We start from the raw sequence: 18,392 nt of genomic DNA on the forward strand, positions 1-18,392 counted from the left end.
TCGTCGATCCAGGAGTCCCATGCGCCACATGATCCATGACCTGCTCGGGCCCACGCCCGGCAGCGTCCGTCAACTGCACAGCTTTCACTACGGCCCGAGCACCGGCGGCAAGGTCTACATCCAGGCCTCGCTGCACGCCGACGAACTGCCCGGCATGCTGGTGGCCTGGCACCTCAAGCATCGATTGGCCGCGCTGGAAGCCGAAGGGCAACTGCGGCACGAGATCGTCCTGGTGCCGGTCGCCAACCCGGCGGGCCTGGAGCAGGTCGTGCTCGATGCACCGCTGGGGCGCTTCGAGTTGCACAGCGGCGAAAACTTCAACCGGCACTTCGTCGACCTGTCCGACACGATCGGCGACCAGGTCGAAGGCCTGCTCGGCCAGGACCCGGAGCTGAACCAGGAGCTGATCCGCGACCACCTGCGGCGCAACCTGCTGGCCCATCCGGCCCACACCCCGTTGCAGGCCCAACGCCTGACCCTGCAGCGCCTGGCCTGCGACGCCGACCTGATCCTCGACCTGCACTGCGATTTCGAGGCAGTCGAGCACCTCTACACCACGCCCGAGGCCTGGCCACAGATCGAACCCCTGGCCGGCTATCTGGGCGCCCAGGCCAGCCTGCTGGCCACCGACTCGGGCGGTCAGTCGTTCGATGAATGTTTCAGCCTGCTGTGGTTGCAGCTGCAGCAACGGTTCGCCAGGCGTTTTCCGATCCCCACGGGCAGCGTTTCGGTGACCCTCGAGTTGCGCGGGCAGGCGGATGTCAGCCATGGGCTGGCTGAACGGGACTGCCAGGCGATCCTCGACTACCTGACATTCAGGGGCGCCCTGGCAGGCCAGGCACCGCCACCGCCCGCGCCGCCACGTCCGGCGACCCCCCTGGCGGCCGTGGAATTGCTGGTGGCGCCGCATGGCGGCCTGCTGGTGTTCCGGGCCAAGCCAGGGCAATACCTGGAGGCCGGCCAGGTGGTCGCCGAGGTCATCGATCCGCTCGACGATCGCGTCACGCCCATCCACACGCAGCAGGCAGGCCTGCTCTACGCGCGCAGCGGCCGCCGCCTGGCCACCCACGGCATGGCCATCGCCCATGTGGCAGGCGAACGTCTCTGTCGCTCAGGCTACCTGCTGGCGCCTTGAGCGAGTAAAACCAACCGGGCCTGGCGGCGGTCTGTAGAGCACACCCTCCAGAACGGTCCGCCGCATGCCGCCAGCTTCCGACCTTGCCAGTCAATGGTTCAGCGCCCAGGGCTGGAAGCCCTTTGCCTTCCAGCGCAGCGTCTGGGCCGCCGTGTCGCGAGGCGAGTCCGGGCTGTTGCACGCCAACACCGGCGCGGGCAAGACCTACGCGGTGTGGTTCGCCGCGCTGCGCGCATTCCGCGTGCCCAAGGCCCGTCAGCCGGCGCCGATCCAGGTGCTCTGGATCACCCCGATGCGAGCCCTGGCGGCGGACACGGCCAAGGCCCTGCAAGCGCCCCTGGCCGACCTGGAACTGGACTGGAGCGTCGGCGTGCGCAGCGGCGACACCGGCGCGGCCGAGCGTGCGCGTCAGGCCCGCCGCCTGCCCAGCGTGCTGATCACCACCCCGAGAGCCTGACCCTGCTGCTCACCCGCGAACATGCCGAGGAAGAGTTCAAGACCTTGCGCATGGTGGTGGTCGATGAGTGGCACGAACTGCTCGGCAGCAAACGCGGCGTGCAACTGCAGCTGGCGCTGGCTCGGCTGCGACGCTGGCGCCCTGAACTGGTGACCTGGGGGCTGTCGGCTACGCTGGGCAACCTCGAACACGCCCGAGACGTGCTGTTGCCCGAGGGCGGCGCGCTGGTCAAGGGCCGCCAGGACAAGCGCATCGAGGTCGACAGCCTGCTGCCACCGGCCCTCGAGCGCTTTCCGTGGGCCGGCCAGATGGGCCTGAAAATGCTGGCTCAGGTCCGCGACGAAATCGAGGCCAGTGCCAGCTGTCTGGTGTTCACCAACACCCGTGCACAGGCCGAACTCTGGTACCAGGCGCTGCTCGATGCACGTCCCGACTGGGCGGGCCTGATCGCGCTGCACCATTCCTCGCTGGCCCGGGCGACCCGCGACTGGGTCGAACGCAGTCTGAAGGAAGGCGCGCTGAAGGCGGTCATCTGCACGTCCAGCCTCGACCTGGGCGTGGATTTCCTGCCCGTGGAGCGGGTGCTGCAGATCGGTTCGCCCAAGGGCGTGGCGCGGCTGCTGCAACGGGCCGGACGCTCCGGTCACGCACCAGGACGGGCTTCGCGCATCACCTTGGTTCCCACCCACAGCATGGAACTGGTGGAGGCGGCCGCCGTGCGCCAGGCGCTTGCCGCAGGCCACATCGAAGCGCGGCAGTCGCCCCGGCTGTGCATGGACGTGCTGGTACAGCATCTGGTGAGCATGGCCCTGGGCAGCGGTTTCGTCCCCGACCAGCTGCTGGCCGAGGTGCGCAGCACCTGGGCGTTCAAGGACCTGCGCGACAGCCAGTGGGCCTGGGCGCTGGCCTTCGTGCGCAACGGCGGCGACTCGCTGAGCGCTTACCCCGACTATCAACGGGTGGAAGTGCACCCCGACGGTGTCTGGCGCGTGGCCAGCCAGCGCCTGGCGCGCCGGCACCGGATGGGCATCGGCACCATCGTCAGCGAGGCGCAGTTGCAGCTCAAGTTCTGGAGCAAGGGCGGCGGCGGGCGCTCGCTGGGCAGCGTAGAGGAAGGCTTCATCGCACGGTTGCGCCCTGGCGATACCCTGGTGTTCGGCGGGCGCATCCTCGAGCTGGTGCGGGTCGAGAACATGACCGCCTACGTGCGGCGCAGCACCCAGCGCAAGGCAGCGGTGGCGCGCTGGAGCGGCTCGCGACTCCCGCTGTCCAGCGAGCTGGCCGACGCCATGGTGGATCAGCTGGACACCGCCAGCCAGGGGCGCTTCACCGGACCGGAAATGCGCGCGGTGCGTCCGCTGCTGGACATCCAGGCGCAGTGGTCCGCCCTGCCCGCACGCGACACGTTGCTGGTCGAGACCCTCGACTCGCGGCAAGGCTCGCACCTGTTCGTCTACCCGTTCGCCGGGCGCATGGCGAACCTTGGCCTGGCCAACCTGATCGCCTGGCGGATCAGCCAGACCCAGCCGCTGAGCATTTCCATCGCCGTGAACGACTATGGCTTCGAACTGCTCAGCCCCAGCCACGTCGCCTGGGCCGACCTGTTGCCGACGGCGATGAAGGCAGAGGGTCTGCTGGAGGATGTCCTGCACAGCCTGAACGCCGGTGAAATGGCGCTGCGGCGCTTTCGCGAGATCGCCCGGATTTCCGGTCTGGTGTTCGGCGGCTACCCGGCCGCGCAGAAGAGCATGCGGCAGATCCAGGCCTCCAGCGGTCTGTTCTACGAAGTGTTTCGCAAGCACGATACCGACAACCTGTTGCTGGGGCAGGCCCGGGACGAAGTCCTGCGCGAGGAGCTTGAAATCGAACGGCTGCAGCGCCAACTGGTGCGTATCAACCAGTTGCGCCTGGACGTGCATGCGCTGGCGCGCCCGGGGCCCTTGGCCTTTGCCCTGATCGTCGAGGGCCTGCGCGAAACCATGACCAGCGAAAAGCTCGCCGACCGTATCGCACGCATGGTCGCCGATCTGGAAAAAGCTGCAGGAGGCCCTTGGCCGTGAGTGAGCACCACGTCATCGAACATCGCGGGGAAACGTTGTGGTTGCTGGTGGACAAGGCGCTGTATTGGCCTCGGGAGAAAACCCTGCTGATCGCTGACCTGCACCTGGGCAAGGCCGCCAGCTACCGGGCTCTGCACCAGCCGGTGCCGCGCGGCACCACAGAATTGAACCTGTCGCGCCTGGACGCCTTGCTGGCGGCATACGACTGCAAACGCCTGGTCGTGCTCGGCGACTTCCTGCATGCCAAGACCGCACGTGCCCCCGCCGTCATGGCGCGCCTGGAAGCCTGGCGCGCGCGTCATTCTGACTTGGACATCGTGCTGATTCGCGGCAACCACGACCAGCATGCCGGCGATCCGCCTGCCAGCCTGGGCATGCAGGTGGTCGACGAGCCTTGGTTGCTGGGGCCCTTCGCCCTGCGTCATGAGCCCGAGCCGCACCCGACCCATGCCGTACTGGCAGGACACGTGCATCCGGTCTACGTGTTGCGCGGGCGCGGTCGGCAACGGTTACGCCTGCCTTGCTACGTCGTAGAGGACGGGGTCAGCCTGTTGCCGGCCTTCGGGGAGTTCACAGGCGGCTGGGAGGTCAAGCCCACCGGAGCCGCCAGGGTCTACCTGACGGGCGGCGAGCGGGTCTGGGCCGTGCCGTGACTCACGCCTGTGGCGCGGGTGGCGGCTCGTCAGGCACAGTCGGCACACCTCCGGGCTCGTTATCTGGCTCGGTCGGCTGAGGGAAATCGGGATCAGGTTGTCCGGGCATGCCGCCGGCCTGCAAGGGGGAGCGCGGCTGGGCCAGCAGTGACCATGCCAACAGCCCGATCTGGTTGGGCTGCAGCACGGCCAGCTTTGCATTGATGACGGGGTCTAGTTTCATAGGGTACTCCTGGCGAGCGCCCGGCGCTCTTGATGAGCACCGGGACTGTTCACTGGTTTGGAGCCCTGATCGACAAACTAATTCCCGCGCTTCGTCGGCTCAGGTACGTGGCAGGGTGACACCACGCTGGCCCTGGTACTTGCCGCCACGGTCCTTGTACGAGACTTCGCAGGCTTCGTCCGACTCGAGGAACAGCATCTGTGCCACGCCTTCGTTGGCGTAGATCTTGGCCGGCAAGGTGGTGGTATTGGAGAATTCCAGCGTCACGTGGCCTTCCCATTCCGGCTCGAGCGGCGTCACGTTGACGATGATGCCGCAACGCGCGTAGGTGCTCTTGCCCAGGCAGATGGTCAGCACGTTGCGCGGGATGCGGAAGTACTCGACGGTGCGCGCCAGGGCGAAGGAGTTGGGCGGAATGATGCAGACGTCGCTCTTGATGTCGACGAAGCTGCCGGCGTCGAAGTTCTTCGGGTCGACGGTGGCCGAGTTGATGTTGGTGAACACCTTGAATTCATCGGCGCAGCGCACGTCGTAGCCGTAGCTCGAGACGCCAAAGGAGATGACCCGGCTGTCCTGCTCGCCGCGCACCTGGCGCTCGACGAACGGCTCGATCATGCCGTGTTCCTGCGCCATGCGGCGAATCCACTTGTCCGATTTGATGCTCATGGCCGGTGTCCTGAAAGTGCGATGTGAAAAACCTGGGCGCATCTTACCGGTCCGGGCGCCGACGGCAAAGTTTCCCGCCGCAATCCCGCGCCGTCCGTGACGTGCGGCCACCACCGATCCGAATTCGAACAAAGGGGGCATTGGCCATTGGCAGGTTGCCCAAAGTGGGGTAAGGTGACGCCACTGTGCTGCACGTGACACCGAGAATCTCTGTTTGATGCACGATTACCATCGGCCCATCGCTGAATTTTCCTGCTCTTTGCACTCAGTCCCGGCCGGGGCGTTTCCCGTGCCGAAATCAACTTTGTCCAAGGAGACAGACACATGTCCAATCGCCAATCCGGTACCGTCAAGTGGTTCAACGATGAGAAGGGCTACGGCTTCATCACTCCTCAGTCGGGTGACGACCTGTTCGTACACTTCAAGGCCATCCAGGCTGACGGCTTCAAAACCCTGAAAGAAGGCCAGGCTGTTACTTTCGTCGCTACCCGCGGCCAGAAAGGCATGCAGGCTGAAGAAGTGCAGATCGCCTAAGTCGATCTCGCTTTAGAAAAAACCCGCCAATGGCGGGTTTTTTCATGCCTGCAGAAAAGGCCCAGGCGCCGCCGACCGCGCAGGTCGACGGCGCCTGACGGGCTCAGGCGTCGGTGATGGTGATGCTCGGCATCGCAGCCGAGGCCGCCTCTTCGAGGACGATGCGGGCGCCGACCTGTCGCGCCAGCTCCTGGTAGACCAGGGCGATCTGCCCATCGGGTTCGGCGATGACCGTGGGCTGGCCGTTGTCGGCCTGCTCGCGGATCGTCATCGACAGGGGCAACGAGGCCAGCAGCTCGACGCCATAGCCGGCGGCGAGCTTTTCACCGCCCCCCTCGCCGAACAGATGCTCGGCGTGCCCACAGTTCGAGCACACGTGCACGGCCATGTTCTCGACCACACCCAGGACCGGGATGTTGACCTTGCGGAACATTTCCACGCCCTTGCGCGCATCCAGCAGGGCCAGGTCCTGGGGCGTGGTGACGATCACCGAGCCGGCGACCGGGACTTTCTGCGCCAAGGTCAACTGGATGTCGCCGGTGCCTGGCGGCATGTCGATCACCAGGTAGTCCAGGTCATCCCAGGCCGTCTGCGTGACCAGTTGCAGCAAGGCACCGGAGACCATCGGCCCTCGCCAGACCATGGGTGTGTTGTCATCGGTCAAGAAAGCCATCGACATGACGTCCACGCCGTGGGCCTTGATCGGCACGAACCACTTCTGCTCGCGCACCTGGGGCCGCGTGCCTTCGGGGATGCCGAACATGATGCCCTGGCTGGGGCCGTAGATGTCCGCATCGAGGATACCGACCCGCGCGCCCTCGCGCGCCAGGGCCAGGGCCAGGTTGGCGGCGGTGGTGGACTTGCCGACGCCGCCCTTGCCCGAGGCCACGGCGATGACGTTCTTGACATTGGCCAGGCCCGGCACCTGCGCCTGAGCCTTGTGCGGCACGATCACGCTGTCGACGGTCACCCGTGCGGTCTCGACGCCGTCCAGGCCCTCGAGCGCGGTACGCAGGACCTGCGCCCAACCGTTCACGAACAGGCCGGCGGCATAGCCGATGCGCAGGCGCACGTCGACCTGGCCACCCTGCACCTCGATGTGCTCGACGCACCCGGCCGTGACGGGGTCCTGGTTCAGGTAAGGGTCGGTGTACTGGCGAAGGACGGCTTCGACGGCGGCGCGCGTGACGGCACTCATGGGATCTCCCGTGGCGGAACTGACGTGGTGGACGAGCGCCTATGCTAACCCGTCAGCCATCGACAGTTGTGCCGATGGGGTGAAATATCTTCGCCAGCGCTTTATAGTGACCGATCATCTTCACGTCATCACGCCGTCAAACAAGTAGCCGAGCCACCATGTCCGAGCCACGCCAGATTCTCGTTACCAGCGCCCTGCCCTATGCCAATGGATCCATCCACCTTGGCCACATGCTCGAGTACATCCAGACGGACATGTGGGTTCGCTTCCAGAAACTGCGCGGCCACCAGTGCATCTACGTCTGCGCGGACGATGCGCACGGCTCGGCCATCATGCTGCGCGCCGAGAAGGAGGGCGTCACGCCCGAGCAACTGATCGCGGCAGTGCAGGCCGAGCACAGCGCCGACTTCGCCGACTTCCTGGTGAACTTCGACAATTTCCACTCGACCCACTGCGACGAGAACCGCGAGCTGTCCGCCGAGATCTACCGGCGCCTGCGCGATGCCGGGCATATCGCCAGCCGTGCGGTCACGCAGTACTTCGACCCGGAAAAAGGCATGTTCCTGGCCGACCGTTTCATCAAGGGCACCTGCCCCAAGTGCGCGGCCGAAGACCAGTACGGCGACAACTGCGAGAAGTGCGGCGCCACCTACTCGCCCACTGAATTGAAAGACCCGCGCTCGGCGATCTCGGGCGCCACGCCCGTGCTGCGCGACTCCAAGCACTTCTTCTTCAAGCTGCCGAACTTCCAGGCCATGCTGCAGGACTGGACCCGCAGCGGCACCCTGCAAGAGCCGGTGGCCAACAAGATCGCCGAATGGCTCGACGCAGGCCTGCAGGAGTGGGACATCTCCCGTGATGCGCCGTACTTCGGCTTCGAGATCCCCGACGAACCGGGCAAGTACTTCTATGTCTGGCTGGATGCGCCGATCGGCTACATGGCCAGCCTCAAGAACCTCTGCGCACGACGCCCCGAGCTGGACTTCGATGCCTTCTGGCACAAGGACTCCACGGCCGAGCTGTATCACTTCATCGGCAAGGACATCGTCAACTTCCACGCCCTGTTCTGGCCGGCCATGCTCGAAGGCGCGGGCCTGCGCAAGCCGACCGCGATCAACGTGCACGGCTACCTGACGGTCAACGGCGCGAAAATGTCGAAGTCCCGCGGCACCTTCATCAAGGCCCGCACCTACCTCGACCACCTGTCGCCGGAGTACCTGCGCTACTACTACGCGTCCAAGCTGGGCCGCGGCGTGGACGACCTGGACCTCAACCTCGACGACTTCGTGCAGAAGGTCAACTCCGACCTGGTGGGCAAGGTGGTCAACATCGCCAGCCGTTGCGCCGGCTTCATCCATAAAGGCAACCAGGGTGTCATGGTGGCGGGCGACGCCGAGCCTGCACTGACCGAGGCCTTCCTGGCCGCCGCGCCCGGTATCGCCGAGGCCTACGAGGCCCGTGACTTCGCCCGTGCCATGCGCGAGATCATGGCGCTGGCCGACCGCGCCAATGCCTGGATCGCCGACAAGGCCCCTTGGTCGCTGGCCAAGCAGGACGGCAAGCAGGACGAGGTCCAGGCCATCTGCGCCCAGGGCATCAACCTGTTCCGCAGCCTGGTGATCTTCCTCAAGCCGGTGCTGCCGCAGCTGGCGGCCGACGCCGAGGCCTTCCTGAACGTGGCGCCGCTGTGCTGGGACGACCACGCCACGCGTCTGGAGAACCACCGCCTGGAGGCCTTCAAGCCGTTGATGAGCCGGATCGAGCCGGCCAAGATCGAGGCGATCGTCACCGCCAGCCAGCAGGACCTGGCCGCTGCCAGCGCGAGCGCGCCACAGGCACCGGTGGGCAACGGCGAGCTGGCCAAGGAGCCAGTGGCCGAGCAGATCGAGTTCGATACCTTCGCCGCCGTCGACCTGCGTGTGGCCTTGATCGTCAAGGCCGAAGCCGTGGAGGGTGCCGACAAGCTGCTGCGCCTGACGCTCGACATCGGTGACGAGCAGCGCAACGTGTTTTCCGGCATCAAGTCGGCCTACCCGGACCCCGCGCAGCTGGAAGGCCGCCTGACGATGATGGTCGCCAACCTCAAGCCCCGCAAGATGCGTTTCGGCGTGTCCGAAGGCATGGTCATGGCGGCCGGCCCTGGCGGTGAAGAGATCTACCTGCTCAGCCCGGACAGCGGCGCCAAGCCCGGTCAGCGCATCAAGTGATCGTTCGCGCTCCGGCACCGCTGGAGCGCATCACCAACGAGGCCCGTCAGCCGCTGGACGGCGCCTGTGGTGTCAGGCCTCTGAACCGCAGCGCCGGGCCGACGCTGACGCCTGGAGAACACCACACGCATGAATGCCGCCAAACGCCTGGAAATCTTCCGTCGACTGCGTGAGGACAACCCCGAGCCGCGCACGGAGTTGTCCTACACGACCCCTTTCGAACTGCTGATCGCCGTCATCCTGTCCGCCCAGGCCACCGATGTCGGGGTCAACAAGGCCACGGCACGTCTGTTCCCGGTCGCCAATACGCCCGAGGCGATCCACGCGCTGGGCGTCGAGGGCTTGAGCGACTACATCAAGACCATCGGTCTGTACAACGCCAAGGCACGCAATGTCATCGAAACCTGCCGGTTGCTGATCGAGCGTCATGGCAGCCAGGTACCCGACGAGCGTGAAGCGCTCGAGGCCTTGCCGGGCGTTGGGCGCAAGACGGCCAACGTCGTGCTCAACACGGCCTTCAGGCAACTGACCATGGCGGTGGATACGCACATCTTCCGGGTGAGCAACCGCACGAACATCGCGCCAGGCAAGAACGTCCTGGAGGTCGAGCACAAGCTGTTGAAGTTCGTGCCGCGTGATTACCTGCTGGACGCCCACCACTGGTTGATCCTGCATGGCCGGTACGTCTGCCAGGCACGCAAGCCACGCTGCGGCAGCTGTCGCATCGAAGACCTGTGCGAGTACAAGGCCAAGACCTCGGACGATTGAGCCGATTTGGAAAATCATTCGTTTCGATTGAAAAAATCTTTTTTACCGGCTTCACGAATCCCGTTATAAGGTCGCCCATGGCTCTCGCTTGGAGTGACACATGGGTAGTGAAAAAGAAGACCTGGTGCTGGACGACGATTTCAGTACCAGCACCGAAGACGAGGCAGACCAGCCAGCCGTCAGCCTCAAGACCGACCTGAGCAAGCGACGCACCATCGACAACCTGCTGGAAGAGCGCAGGCTGAAACGCCAACTGGCCGAGTACGATTACGACCTCTAGGGGACGCGCCTGAGCCTGTCGGGTCGGGTCGTCAGGTCAGACCATGGCGGTTGGCAAGCTCGATGAGGTCGACCAGTGAGCGCGCATTGAGCTTGTGAAGCAGCCGTGTCTTGTAGGTGCTGACGGTCTTGTTGCTGAGGAACATGCTGTCGGCGATTTCCTTGTTGCTACGCCCCTTGGCCAGCTGTTGCAACACCATCATCTCCCGCCCGGACAGGCGTTCGACCATTTCGGTCTCCGTGCCCCCGTTGAGCACACAGCGCGCCTTGTGCAACGCCTGGTTCGGGAAATAGCTATACCCTGACAGGACCGCCTTGATGGCGCTGAGCAGCTCGGTCAGCTCCTGTTGCTTGCACACGTAGCCCGCGGCGCCTGCCTGCATGCACCGCATCGAGAAATGGCCAGGCGCCTGGGACGTCAGGACCAGCACCTTGGCATTGGGGTTGCACATGGCCAGCCGCGTGATGACTTCAAGGCCATCGAGCTTGGGAATACCAATGTCCAGGATGATGACGTCGGGACGGTGCTCTTTCGCCAACTGCAAGGCATCGACGCCATTGTCCGTCTCTGCCGCCACATCGTAACCATGCCGCTCCATCAACATGCGCACTGCCAGCCGGATGACTGGATGGTCATCTACGATCAACACTTTGTTCATGTGCTACCCAACTTTCCGTTGTTCTCGTTCTGAAGCGCCACAATAACCGAGACGGTCGTATAATTGCGTACGGCTTCTGCGCTCATTTGATAGCAAAGATAAAACTTACAGCAACTAGCGAAACTTCCTACATCCAGTACGGTTTTGATTTAGTTAGCGATCCAGACACTCGCGACTTAAGTAACACCCTATCAGACGAAGGACCGAACCTGATGTGGGCGACATCGCACTCGTTGGCAGGCAAAGACTCTTTTGAATGGCAGAAAGGGCAGTGGGTCGAAACGCGGCGTATCGGCAACTCGCCTTTCTGAAGAAGTGTTTCACCTTCCAGGCCACGCGCGGCTTGTGGTACACCCGCTGCAATGTCCTGACAGGCCGGCCGTCATGAACGAAACGAACCCCATCAGCCCGTTGACCGTGATCGCGATCTTCGCGGGCATCATCGAAGCGTCCGCCCTGGCCTCGCTGCCTTTTCTGAGCGAGCGCAGCCAGACGATCTACACCTGGTTCCTGGTGGGCTTTCCGTTTTTCCTGACGCTGTTGTTCTTCCTGACGCTCAACTTCAACTACAGGTCGCTGTACTCGCCCACGACACAGGCCTCCAGGCTCAGCGCTGCCGAGCGCTCCGAGGGTAACGTGCCACGTTCGCAGGCTCGCACCCTCGCGCACAGCTCGGGCCTCCCTATCGATGTCGATGCGCAAACGTTGGTGGTATCAGGGCCGGAAGCCAGGCGTACGGTCGAGCAGCACATGACGCAAGTGGTCAACACGACGCCACCGGTTCATTGCCACTGGATCATCTATGACAGGGAACGCAGCCTGTGCGTACGCCTGAGGGTAGAGCCGTTGTCCACCGCGCAGTCCCCTTGCGCCACGGCGACATGAGCGCAGCGCTCGAGGCAAGGCCGAGTGCGCGACGCCAGGGCGTCGCCACTCGCTTGCCGGTCCAGGACTGACCGGCAGGAGCGCCCGCCTTGCGCACCGACCCTGTGGCCGGGCACCCAGCGGGCGAGGTCGTTACAGCATCGAACGGCCTTTGTTGGCCGCGATGCGCATGCGCAGGGCGTTGAGCTTGATGAAGCCCGCCGCATCGGCCTGGTTGTAGGCACCGCCGTCCTCTTCGAACGTCGCGATGTTGGCATCGAACAGCGAGTCGTCCGACTTGCGCCCTACTACCACGATGTTGCCCTTGTACAGCTTCAGACGCACCACGCCGTTGACGCTGGTCTGGGACGCATCGATCATCTGCTGGAGCATCAGGCGCTCCGGGCTCCACCAGTAGCCGGTGTAGATCAGGCTGGCGTACTTGGGCATCAGCTCGTCCTTGAGGTGCGCCACTTCGCGGTCCAGGGTGATCGACTCGATGGCGCGGTGCGCCTTGAGCATGATGCTGCCACCTGGGGTTTCGTAGCAGCCGCGCGACTTCATGCCGACATAGCGGTTCTCGACGATGTCCAGTCGGCCGATGCCGTTGGCGCCGCCGATGCGGTTGAGTTCGGCCAGCACGGTAGCCGGGCTCATCTCGACGCCATCGATGGCAACGATGTCGCCATTGCGGTAGGTCAGCTCGAGGTAGGTCGCCTGGTCAGGCGCGTTCTCGGGCGAGACGCTCCAGCGCCACATGTCCTCTTCGTGCTCGGTCCAGGTGTCTTCCAGCACACCGCCCTCATAGGAGATGTGCAGCAGGTTGGCGTCCATCGAGTAGGGCGACTTCTTCTTGCCGTGACGCTCGATCGGAATGCCGTGCTTCTCGGCGTAGTCCATCAGCTTCTCGCGGGACAGCAGGTCCCACTCGCGCCACGGTGCGATGACCTTGACGCCGGGCTTGAGCGCGTAGGCACCCAGCTCGAAACGGACCTGATCGTTGCCCTTGCCGGTAGCACCGTGGGAAATGGCGTCGGCACCGGTTTCGTTGGCGATTTCGATCAGACGCTTGGCGATCAGCGGACGAGCGATCGAGGTACCGAGCAGGTACTCACCCTCGTAGACGGTATTGGCACGGAACATCGGGAAGACGAAGTCGCGCACGAACTCTTCGCGCAGGTCGTCGATGTAGATTTCCTTGACGCCCATTGCCTGCGCCTTGGCGCGTGCAGGCTCGACTTCCTCGCCCTGACCGAGGTCGGCGGTGAAGGTCACCACTTCGCAGTCATAGGTGTCTTGCAGCCACTTGAGAATCACCGAAGTATCGAGGCCGCCGGAATACGCCAGTACGACCTTTTTTACGTCCGCCATGCCATCACTCCACGGGGTTGTGCGAAAAGCCCACGATTCTACCGGGCTCGGCACAAAATTTACAGTGGGGCGACAGCTTGTGACGGCCAGGCGACACTACCTTGAAGGGCCAACGGGCACGCCCGGCTGCTCAGGGCTTGGCTGAGGCCGGCGCAGGCGCCGCGGCGCTCGGAGCGGGGGCCGGTGCCGTCGCAGGCGCCTGGCTGGCCGCGGGCGTCGCAGGCGTGGCGACTTCGCTGGCCGGTGCAGGCGCTTCGAGCGGTGCACCTCGCTCCAGCTGGATGCTGACACGTCGGTTGCGGGCCCGATTGGCCGCGCTGTTGTTGCGCACCAGAGGGTAGCGCTCGCCATGGAAGCGAACGGTGAGCCGCGCGTCGGTAACGCCATGGGCCTTGAAGTAGTCCGCCACGGCCAGGGCACGCCGCCGGGACAGCTCGCGATTGGTCAGGCGATCGCCACTGTTGTCGGAGTGTCCGTCGAGCTCGATGCGGTTGACGGTCGGATCGGCCTTCATGTAATCGAGCAGCACATCTAGGCGTGCCTTGGCGGAGGCGTCCAGGTCCGTGCCATCGCGGGCGGGGAAGCCGACCTGGGTCTGGCGGATCTGGTCGTAGTTCATCGGCAGCAGACGACTGGCGCACGCCTGGTAGTCCGCATAGGCCTTGGTGAAACTCACCGGCAGCACACGCACTTCCATCGCCCGACCGCCCTCCCCGGCCCGGTTGCGCACGACCGTGCTGCGTCCGTCGAGCAACCCGTTGATCAGGCGACTGGCCTGGCCCTGGGAGGAACTGAACAGCACGCCCGTGCGACCTAGGCTTACGCTGCCCAGATCGATGTCGGCACGGCCTGGCTGCCAGGGCGCCGCAGCGGCCAGCAGGGTCGCAGGTCCGGCCCCCAAGGCATTGCCGGACGAGCGCAGCTGGAACGTGGCCGCCTCCCCTGCACGGCGCACGAATTCCCCGCTGCCGAAGCCTTCCACGGGCTGGACCAGCCGGCACTCGAAGACATCGCCCTCGACCTTCCAGGCGACGTTCTCCATGCGCGTCTGGAACGTCAGCGCCATCGCCGGCAGGCTGGCAAACATACTGAACAAGGCAAGGTAACGCTGGCGCACGGCGGGCTCCACGGATGATCACGGCTCACGTCAGCGTATCGGTCGCCGCGCGGCAAACTTGATAGCCCGTGCCCGAGAAGGGCTTTTCCGGTAGCATTGCGCCTTGAGTTCGACCCGCCTGGAATCCCCAATGTCCGATCGCCTGACCCTTCTGCGTCCCGATGACTGGCATATTCACCTGCGCGATGGCGCGGTGTTGCCGCATACCGTCGGCGACGTGGCGCGCACGTTCGCCCGCGCCATCATCATGCCCAACCTGGTCCCGCCCGTGCGCACCGCTTCCGAGGCCAGCGCCTACCGTGAGCGCATCCTGGCGGCCCGACCGACCGGCAGCCGCTTCGAGCCGCTGATGGTGCTGTACCTCACCGACCGGACCACCGCGCAGGACATCGCCGAGGCCAAGGCCAGCGGCCTGGTGTACGCCGCCAAGCTGTACCCGGCAGGCGCGACCACCAATTCCGATTCCGGCGTCACGAGCATCGACAACATCTTCCCCGCACTGGAGGCGCTGGCCGAGGCCGGTCTGCCGTTGCTGGTGCATGGCGAGGTGACACGCGCGGAGATCGACGTGTTCGACCGCGAGAAGCGTTTCATCGACGAGCACCTGCGCCGTGTGGTCGAACGCTTCCCGACCCTCAAGGTGGTCTTCGAGCACATCACCACCGCCGATGCCGCGCAGTTCGTCACCGAGGCACCCGACAACGTCGGGGCGACCATCACCGCGCAGCACCTGCTGTACAACCGCAACCACATGCTGGTGGGCGGTATCCGTCCGCACTTCTACTGCCTGCCGATCCTCAAGCGCAATACGCACCAGGAGGCCTTGCTCGACGCCGCCACCAGTGGCAACCGCAAGTTCTTCCTGGGCACCGATTCGGCGCCCCATGCACGTCACGCCAAGGAGTCGGCCTGCGGCTGTGCAGGCTGCTACACCGCCTATGCGGCGATCGAGCTGTATGCCGAGGCCTTCGAAAGCCGCAACGCGCTGGACAAGCTGGAAGGCTTCGCCAGCCTGCACGGCCCGGCGTTCTACGGTCTGCCGGCCAACACCGACACCATCACCCTGGTCCGCGAGGCCTGGACCGCACCTGAGAGCCTGCCCTTCGGCGAGCAGACGGTGATACCGCTACGCGCCGGCGAAACGCTGCGCTGGCGCCTGCTGGAGGACCACGCGTGAGCGACGATCTGTACGACGAAGACCAGGACGGTCAATCGGCCAACCTGCGCCACCCCATGGCCGAACGCTTCCGCGGCTACCTGCCGGTGGTCGTGGACGTGGAGACGGGCGGCTTCAACAGCGCCACCGACGCGCTGCTGGAGATCGCCGCAGTCACCATCGGCATGGACGAGAAAGGCTTCCTGTTCCCGGAGCACACCTACTTCCACCGAGTCGAGCCATTCGCCGGCGCCAACATCGAGCAGGCGGCACTGGAGTTCACCGGCATCAAGCTCGATCACCCGTTGCGCATGGCCGTCAGCGAGGAAACCGCGCTGACCGACATCTTCCGCGGCGTGCGCAAGGCCTTGAAGGCCAACGGTTGCAAGCGCGCCATCCTGGTCGGCCACAACAGCAGCTTCGACCTGGGCTTCCTCAACGCCGCCGTGGCGCGGGGCGACCTCAAGCGCAACCCGTTCCACCCGTTCTCCAGCTTCGACACGGCCACCCTGGCCGGCCTGGCCTACGGTCAGACGGTGCTGGCGCGGGCATGCCAGAGCGCGGACATCGACTTCGATGGCCGCGAGGCTCATTCGGCCCGTTACGACACGGAAAAGACCGCCGAGCTGTTCTGCGCCATCGTCAATCGCTGGAAGGACATGGGCGGCTGGCGTCATTTCGACGACTGAATGCCTCCTGACAGCGCGAGGCCGCCCAGGCATGCACCTGGACGGCCTCGAAAACCGGCGCGCAACGCGCCGGTCGTCATCGACCGGGCCCATGGTGGCCCGGTCTGACGCTTACAGCTTGCCGGCGTTCTCGCTCAGGTATGCCGCAACGCCTTCAGGCGAGGCGGTCATGCCCTTGTCGCCCTTCTTCCAGTTGGCAGGGCAGACTTCACCGTGCTCTTCGTGGAACTGCAAGGCATCGACCAGACGCAGCAGCTCGTCCATGTTACGGCCCAGCGGCAGGTCGTTGATGATCTGCGAGCGCACCACGCCGTTCTGGTCGATCAGGAACGCGCCGCGGAAGGCCACGCCGCCTTCGGACTCGACGTCGTAGGCTTTGCAGATCTCATGGGAGATGTCGGCTGCCAGGGTGTACTTGACCTGGCCGATACCGCCCTTCTCGACCGGCGTGTTGCGCCAGGCGTTGTGAGTGAAATGGGAGTCGATGGACACGCCGATCACTTCCACGCCGCGTGCCTGAAACTCAGGCATGCGGTTGTCCAGGGCGATCAGCTCCGACGGGCAGACGAAGGTGAAGTCCAGGGGATAGAAGAACACCAGGCCGTACTTGCCCTTGATGGCCGAAGCCAGGTTGAAGCTGTCGACGATCTCGCCACTGCCCAGTACGGCGGCGACGGTGAAGTCCGGGGCGGGTTTTCCAACGAGTACGCTCATTGCTCATCTCCTGATAGGTAAACGTCATGCACGACCCGCACAGACAGGCTGCGCAGTTCGCAAGGGCGCCCATCATACATGGCATCCCAGGGCAGGCCGACCCTGACCGTTGGTCAGAAGCCTCGAACGCCCTGCTCCGGTATTTTGACAAGCATTCTCATTAGCATTACTCTCCTGACCATCCAGCCGCCACTGACGATGGGCCGACTATGTACGTGTGTCTTTGTGTAGGTGTCACCGACGGACAGATCCGCGACGCGATCTATGAAGGATGCTGCAGCTACAAGGAAGTCCGGGCCGCCACGAACGTGGGGACCCAGTGCGGCAAATGCGCGTGCCTGGCCAAGGAGGTGGTACGCGACACCCTTGCCGATCTGCAGGTCGGCCAGCAGGCGGCCTTGGCCTACCCGGTAGAATTTACCGCGGCGTGAACACACCGATTTCCAAAGAACCAGGCCCCGGCCTGGTTTTTTTATGCCTTCAATTCAAACAGTTAGTCGCCAGACGCGGTTTTGAAACATTCTTATTCTTATTGATTTTCATAGACTATTCAATTACTTAAGTTTGACACTTGCCCAGCCTCGTCGCACACTTCGCCCATTGCACTTATTGAATGGCAGGCTCCCGACATGAAAGGCGACATCAGCGTTATCCAGCACCTCAACAAAATCCTCGGAAACGAGCTGGTCGCGATCAACCAATACTTCCTGCATGCGCGCATGTATGAAGACTGGGGCCTGCATGCGATTGGCAAGCACGAGTACAAAGCCTCGATTCACGCGATGAAATACGCCGACGTCCTGATCAAGCGTATCTTGTTCCTCGAGGGCATTCCCAACGTGCAGGACCTGGGCAAGCTGCTGATCGGCGAGCATACCCGCGAGATGATCGAGTGCGACCTGCGTGTCGAACAGAAAGGCTTGTCCGACCTCAAGGCCGCCATTGCCCACTGCGAGACGGCAGGCGATTTCGGCAGCCGGGATCAGCTCGAGGACATTCTCGAGGGCAAGGAAGAACAGATCGACTGGTTGGAAACCCAACTGGGGCTGATCGACAAGATCAGCATCGAAAACTACATGCAGTCGCAGATGGGCGAAGAGTAAGCCCGCGACGGCATCGTGCTCCCGCCTGGGCAGCACCTACACATCAGCGCGCCGGTACCGGCTTGGCACGGGAGCATTCCCAGTGGCAAGCCGGTACCGGCGCGATGTGCATGAAGCCGGGTCAAGAGGCAGCCTTGCGCTGCATCATGACCGCCCTCGAGGCGCCGCCGCATGGGCGACGCGCGATGGATCAGGCCTCGGACGTCTTGGCCTTGGCGGCCGCTTCCTTGATCAAGGTCTGCAGTTCACCCTTCTCGTACATTTCCAGCAGGATGTCGCTACCGCCGACCAGCTCGCCGCCGACCCACAGTTGCGGGAACGTCGGCCAGTTGGCGTACTTGGGCAGGTTGGCGCGGATTTCAGGGTTCTGCAGGATATCGACGTAGGCGAACTTCTCGCCGCATCCCATCACTGCCTGCGACGCGCGAGCGGAGAAACCACACTGCGGCGCGTTCGGCGAGCCTTTCATGTAAAGCAGAACCGTATTGTTGGCAATCTGCTCTTTGATTGTTTCGATGATATCCATGGAGCACCTCGGC

Annotated in this window: 18 protein-coding genes and 2 pseudogenes; 12 read left to right on the forward strand and 8 right to left on the reverse strand. The window is 64.3% G+C overall.

What is annotated here, in order from left to right; translation table 11 throughout:
- The first annotated feature begins 19 nt into the window (after positions 1 to 19).
- From APT63_15685 to APT63_15695, 3 genes and pseudogenes are all read left to right on the forward strand, one after another.
- Entirely contained in the window at positions 20 to 1,135 is a 1,116-nt protein-coding gene (locus APT63_15685; protein AMA46940.1) for a succinylglutamate desuccinylase, read from the forward strand.
- Positions 1,136 to 1,199: 64 nt separating this feature from the next.
- Positions 1,200 to 3,652: pseudogene (locus APT63_15690) on the forward strand (DNA ligase-associated DEXH box helicase).
- Positions 3,649 to 4,305, forward strand: coding sequence for a DEAD/DEAH box helicase (locus APT63_15695; GenBank protein AMA47919.1), 657 nt, complete (start codon positions 3,649 to 3,651; stop codon positions 4,303 to 4,305). Before APT63_15690 ends, APT63_15695 begins: the two are co-directional and overlap by 4 nt.
- 1 nt (position 4,306) lies before the next feature.
- On the opposite strand, the gene APT63_15700 is transcribed toward APT63_15695, so the two are convergent.
- On the reverse strand, positions 4,307 to 4,528 hold the full coding sequence (locus APT63_15700) for a hypothetical protein (protein ID AMA46941.1): 222 nt from the start codon (positions 4,526 to 4,528) through the stop codon (positions 4,307 to 4,309).
- Between the two features lie 99 nt (positions 4,529 to 4,627).
- Complete coding sequence (gene dcd / locus APT63_15705) at positions 4,628 to 5,194, reverse strand: dCTP deaminase (GenBank protein AMA46942.1); 567 nt, start codon at positions 5,192 to 5,194, stop codon at positions 4,628 to 4,630.
- Positions 5,195 to 5,518: 324 nt separating this feature from the next.
- Here dcd and APT63_15710 point away from each other — a divergent pair, with 324 nt between their 5' ends.
- On the forward strand, positions 5,519 to 5,728 hold the full coding sequence (locus APT63_15710) for a cold-shock protein (protein ID AMA46943.1): 210 nt from the start codon (positions 5,519 to 5,521) through the stop codon (positions 5,726 to 5,728).
- 103 nt (positions 5,729 to 5,831) lie between these two features.
- On the opposite strand, the gene APT63_15715 is transcribed toward APT63_15710, so the two are convergent.
- Positions 5,832 to 6,926: an ATP-binding protein gene (locus tag APT63_15715; protein AMA46944.1), complete on the reverse strand. Its 1,095-nt coding sequence runs from the start codon at positions 6,924 to 6,926 to the stop codon at positions 5,832 to 5,834.
- 158 nt (positions 6,927 to 7,084) lie between these two features.
- Between APT63_15715 and metG the strand changes: the two genes are divergently transcribed.
- The 3 genes from metG (at position 7,085) to APT63_15730 (ending at position 10,181) form a co-directional block, all read left to right on the forward strand.
- Positions 7,085 to 9,133, forward strand: a complete 2,049-nt coding sequence (gene metG, locus APT63_15720; GenBank protein ID AMA46945.1) for a methionine--tRNA ligase — start codon at positions 7,085 to 7,087, stop codon at positions 9,131 to 9,133.
- Between the two features lie 129 nt (positions 9,134 to 9,262).
- A complete protein-coding gene (locus tag APT63_15725) occupies positions 9,263 to 9,901 on the forward strand; it encodes an endonuclease III (protein ID AMA46946.1) in 639 nt (212 codons plus the stop codon).
- 100 nt (positions 9,902 to 10,001) lie between these two features.
- Complete coding sequence (locus APT63_15730) at positions 10,002 to 10,181, forward strand: hypothetical protein (GenBank protein AMA46947.1); 180 nt, start codon at positions 10,002 to 10,004, stop codon at positions 10,179 to 10,181.
- Positions 10,182 to 10,212: 31 nt separating this feature from the next.
- Here the strand turns inward: APT63_15730 and APT63_15735 are convergent, their stop codons facing one another.
- Positions 10,213 to 10,839 (reverse strand): LuxR family transcriptional regulator, encoded by a 627-nt coding sequence (locus APT63_15735; protein AMA46948.1) that lies wholly within the window; start codon positions 10,837 to 10,839, stop codon positions 10,213 to 10,215.
- A 384-nt stretch (positions 10,840 to 11,223) separates the two neighbouring features.
- On the opposite strand from APT63_15735, the pseudogene APT63_15740 reads away from it, so the two are divergent.
- Positions 11,224 to 11,427, forward strand: a pseudogene (locus APT63_15740) (hypothetical protein).
- A 429-nt stretch (positions 11,428 to 11,856) separates the two neighbouring features.
- Here the strand turns inward: APT63_15740 and APT63_15745 are convergent.
- Both APT63_15745 and APT63_15750 read right to left on the reverse strand, forming a co-directional pair.
- Positions 11,857 to 13,074 carry an argininosuccinate synthase gene (locus tag APT63_15745; GenBank protein AMA46949.1) on the reverse strand — a complete coding sequence of 406 codons (1,218 nt, stop codon included), beginning with the start codon at positions 13,072 to 13,074 and terminating at the stop codon, positions 11,857 to 11,859.
- A 130-nt stretch (positions 13,075 to 13,204) separates the two neighbouring features.
- A complete protein-coding gene (locus tag APT63_15750; protein ID AMA46950.1) occupies positions 13,205 to 14,191 on the reverse strand; it encodes a hypothetical protein in 987 nt (328 codons plus the stop codon).
- 130 nt (positions 14,192 to 14,321) lie between these two features.
- On the opposite strand from APT63_15750, the gene APT63_15755 reads away from it, so the two are divergent.
- A complete protein-coding gene (locus APT63_15755; GenBank protein AMA46951.1) occupies positions 14,322 to 15,368 on the forward strand; it encodes a dihydroorotase in 1,047 nt (348 codons plus the stop codon).
- Positions 15,365 to 16,036, forward strand: coding sequence for a ribonuclease T (locus tag APT63_15760; protein AMA46952.1), 672 nt, complete (start codon positions 15,365 to 15,367; stop codon positions 16,034 to 16,036). Before APT63_15755 ends, APT63_15760 begins: the two co-directional genes overlap by 4 nt.
- A 111-nt stretch (positions 16,037 to 16,147) precedes the next feature.
- On the opposite strand, the gene APT63_15765 is transcribed toward APT63_15760, so the two are convergent.
- Complete coding sequence (locus APT63_15765) at positions 16,148 to 16,750, reverse strand: alkyl hydroperoxide reductase (protein ID AMA46953.1); 603 nt, start codon at positions 16,748 to 16,750, stop codon at positions 16,148 to 16,150.
- A gap of 209 nt (positions 16,751 to 16,959) precedes the next feature.
- Between APT63_15765 and APT63_15770 the strand changes: the two genes are divergently transcribed.
- Both APT63_15770 and APT63_15775 read left to right on the forward strand, forming a co-directional pair.
- A complete protein-coding gene (locus APT63_15770) occupies positions 16,960 to 17,181 on the forward strand; it encodes a (2Fe-2S)-binding protein (GenBank protein AMA46954.1) in 222 nt (73 codons plus the stop codon).
- Between the two features lie 198 nt (positions 17,182 to 17,379).
- Positions 17,380 to 17,853, forward strand: a complete 474-nt coding sequence (locus tag APT63_15775; protein ID AMA46955.1) for a bacterioferritin — start codon at positions 17,380 to 17,382, stop codon at positions 17,851 to 17,853.
- Between the two features lie 190 nt (positions 17,854 to 18,043).
- On the opposite strand, the gene APT63_15780 is transcribed toward APT63_15775, so the two are convergent.
- Positions 18,044 to 18,379 (reverse strand): glutaredoxin, encoded by a 336-nt coding sequence (locus APT63_15780; protein ID AMA46956.1) that lies wholly within the window; start codon positions 18,377 to 18,379, stop codon positions 18,044 to 18,046.
- Between the last annotated feature and the right edge of the window lie 13 nt (positions 18,380 to 18,392).

It is taken from the genome of Pseudomonas monteilii (assembly GCA_001534745.1).
GTDB classification, from domain to species: Bacteria; Pseudomonadota; Gammaproteobacteria; order Pseudomonadales; family Pseudomonadaceae; genus Aquipseudomonas; species Aquipseudomonas alabamensis.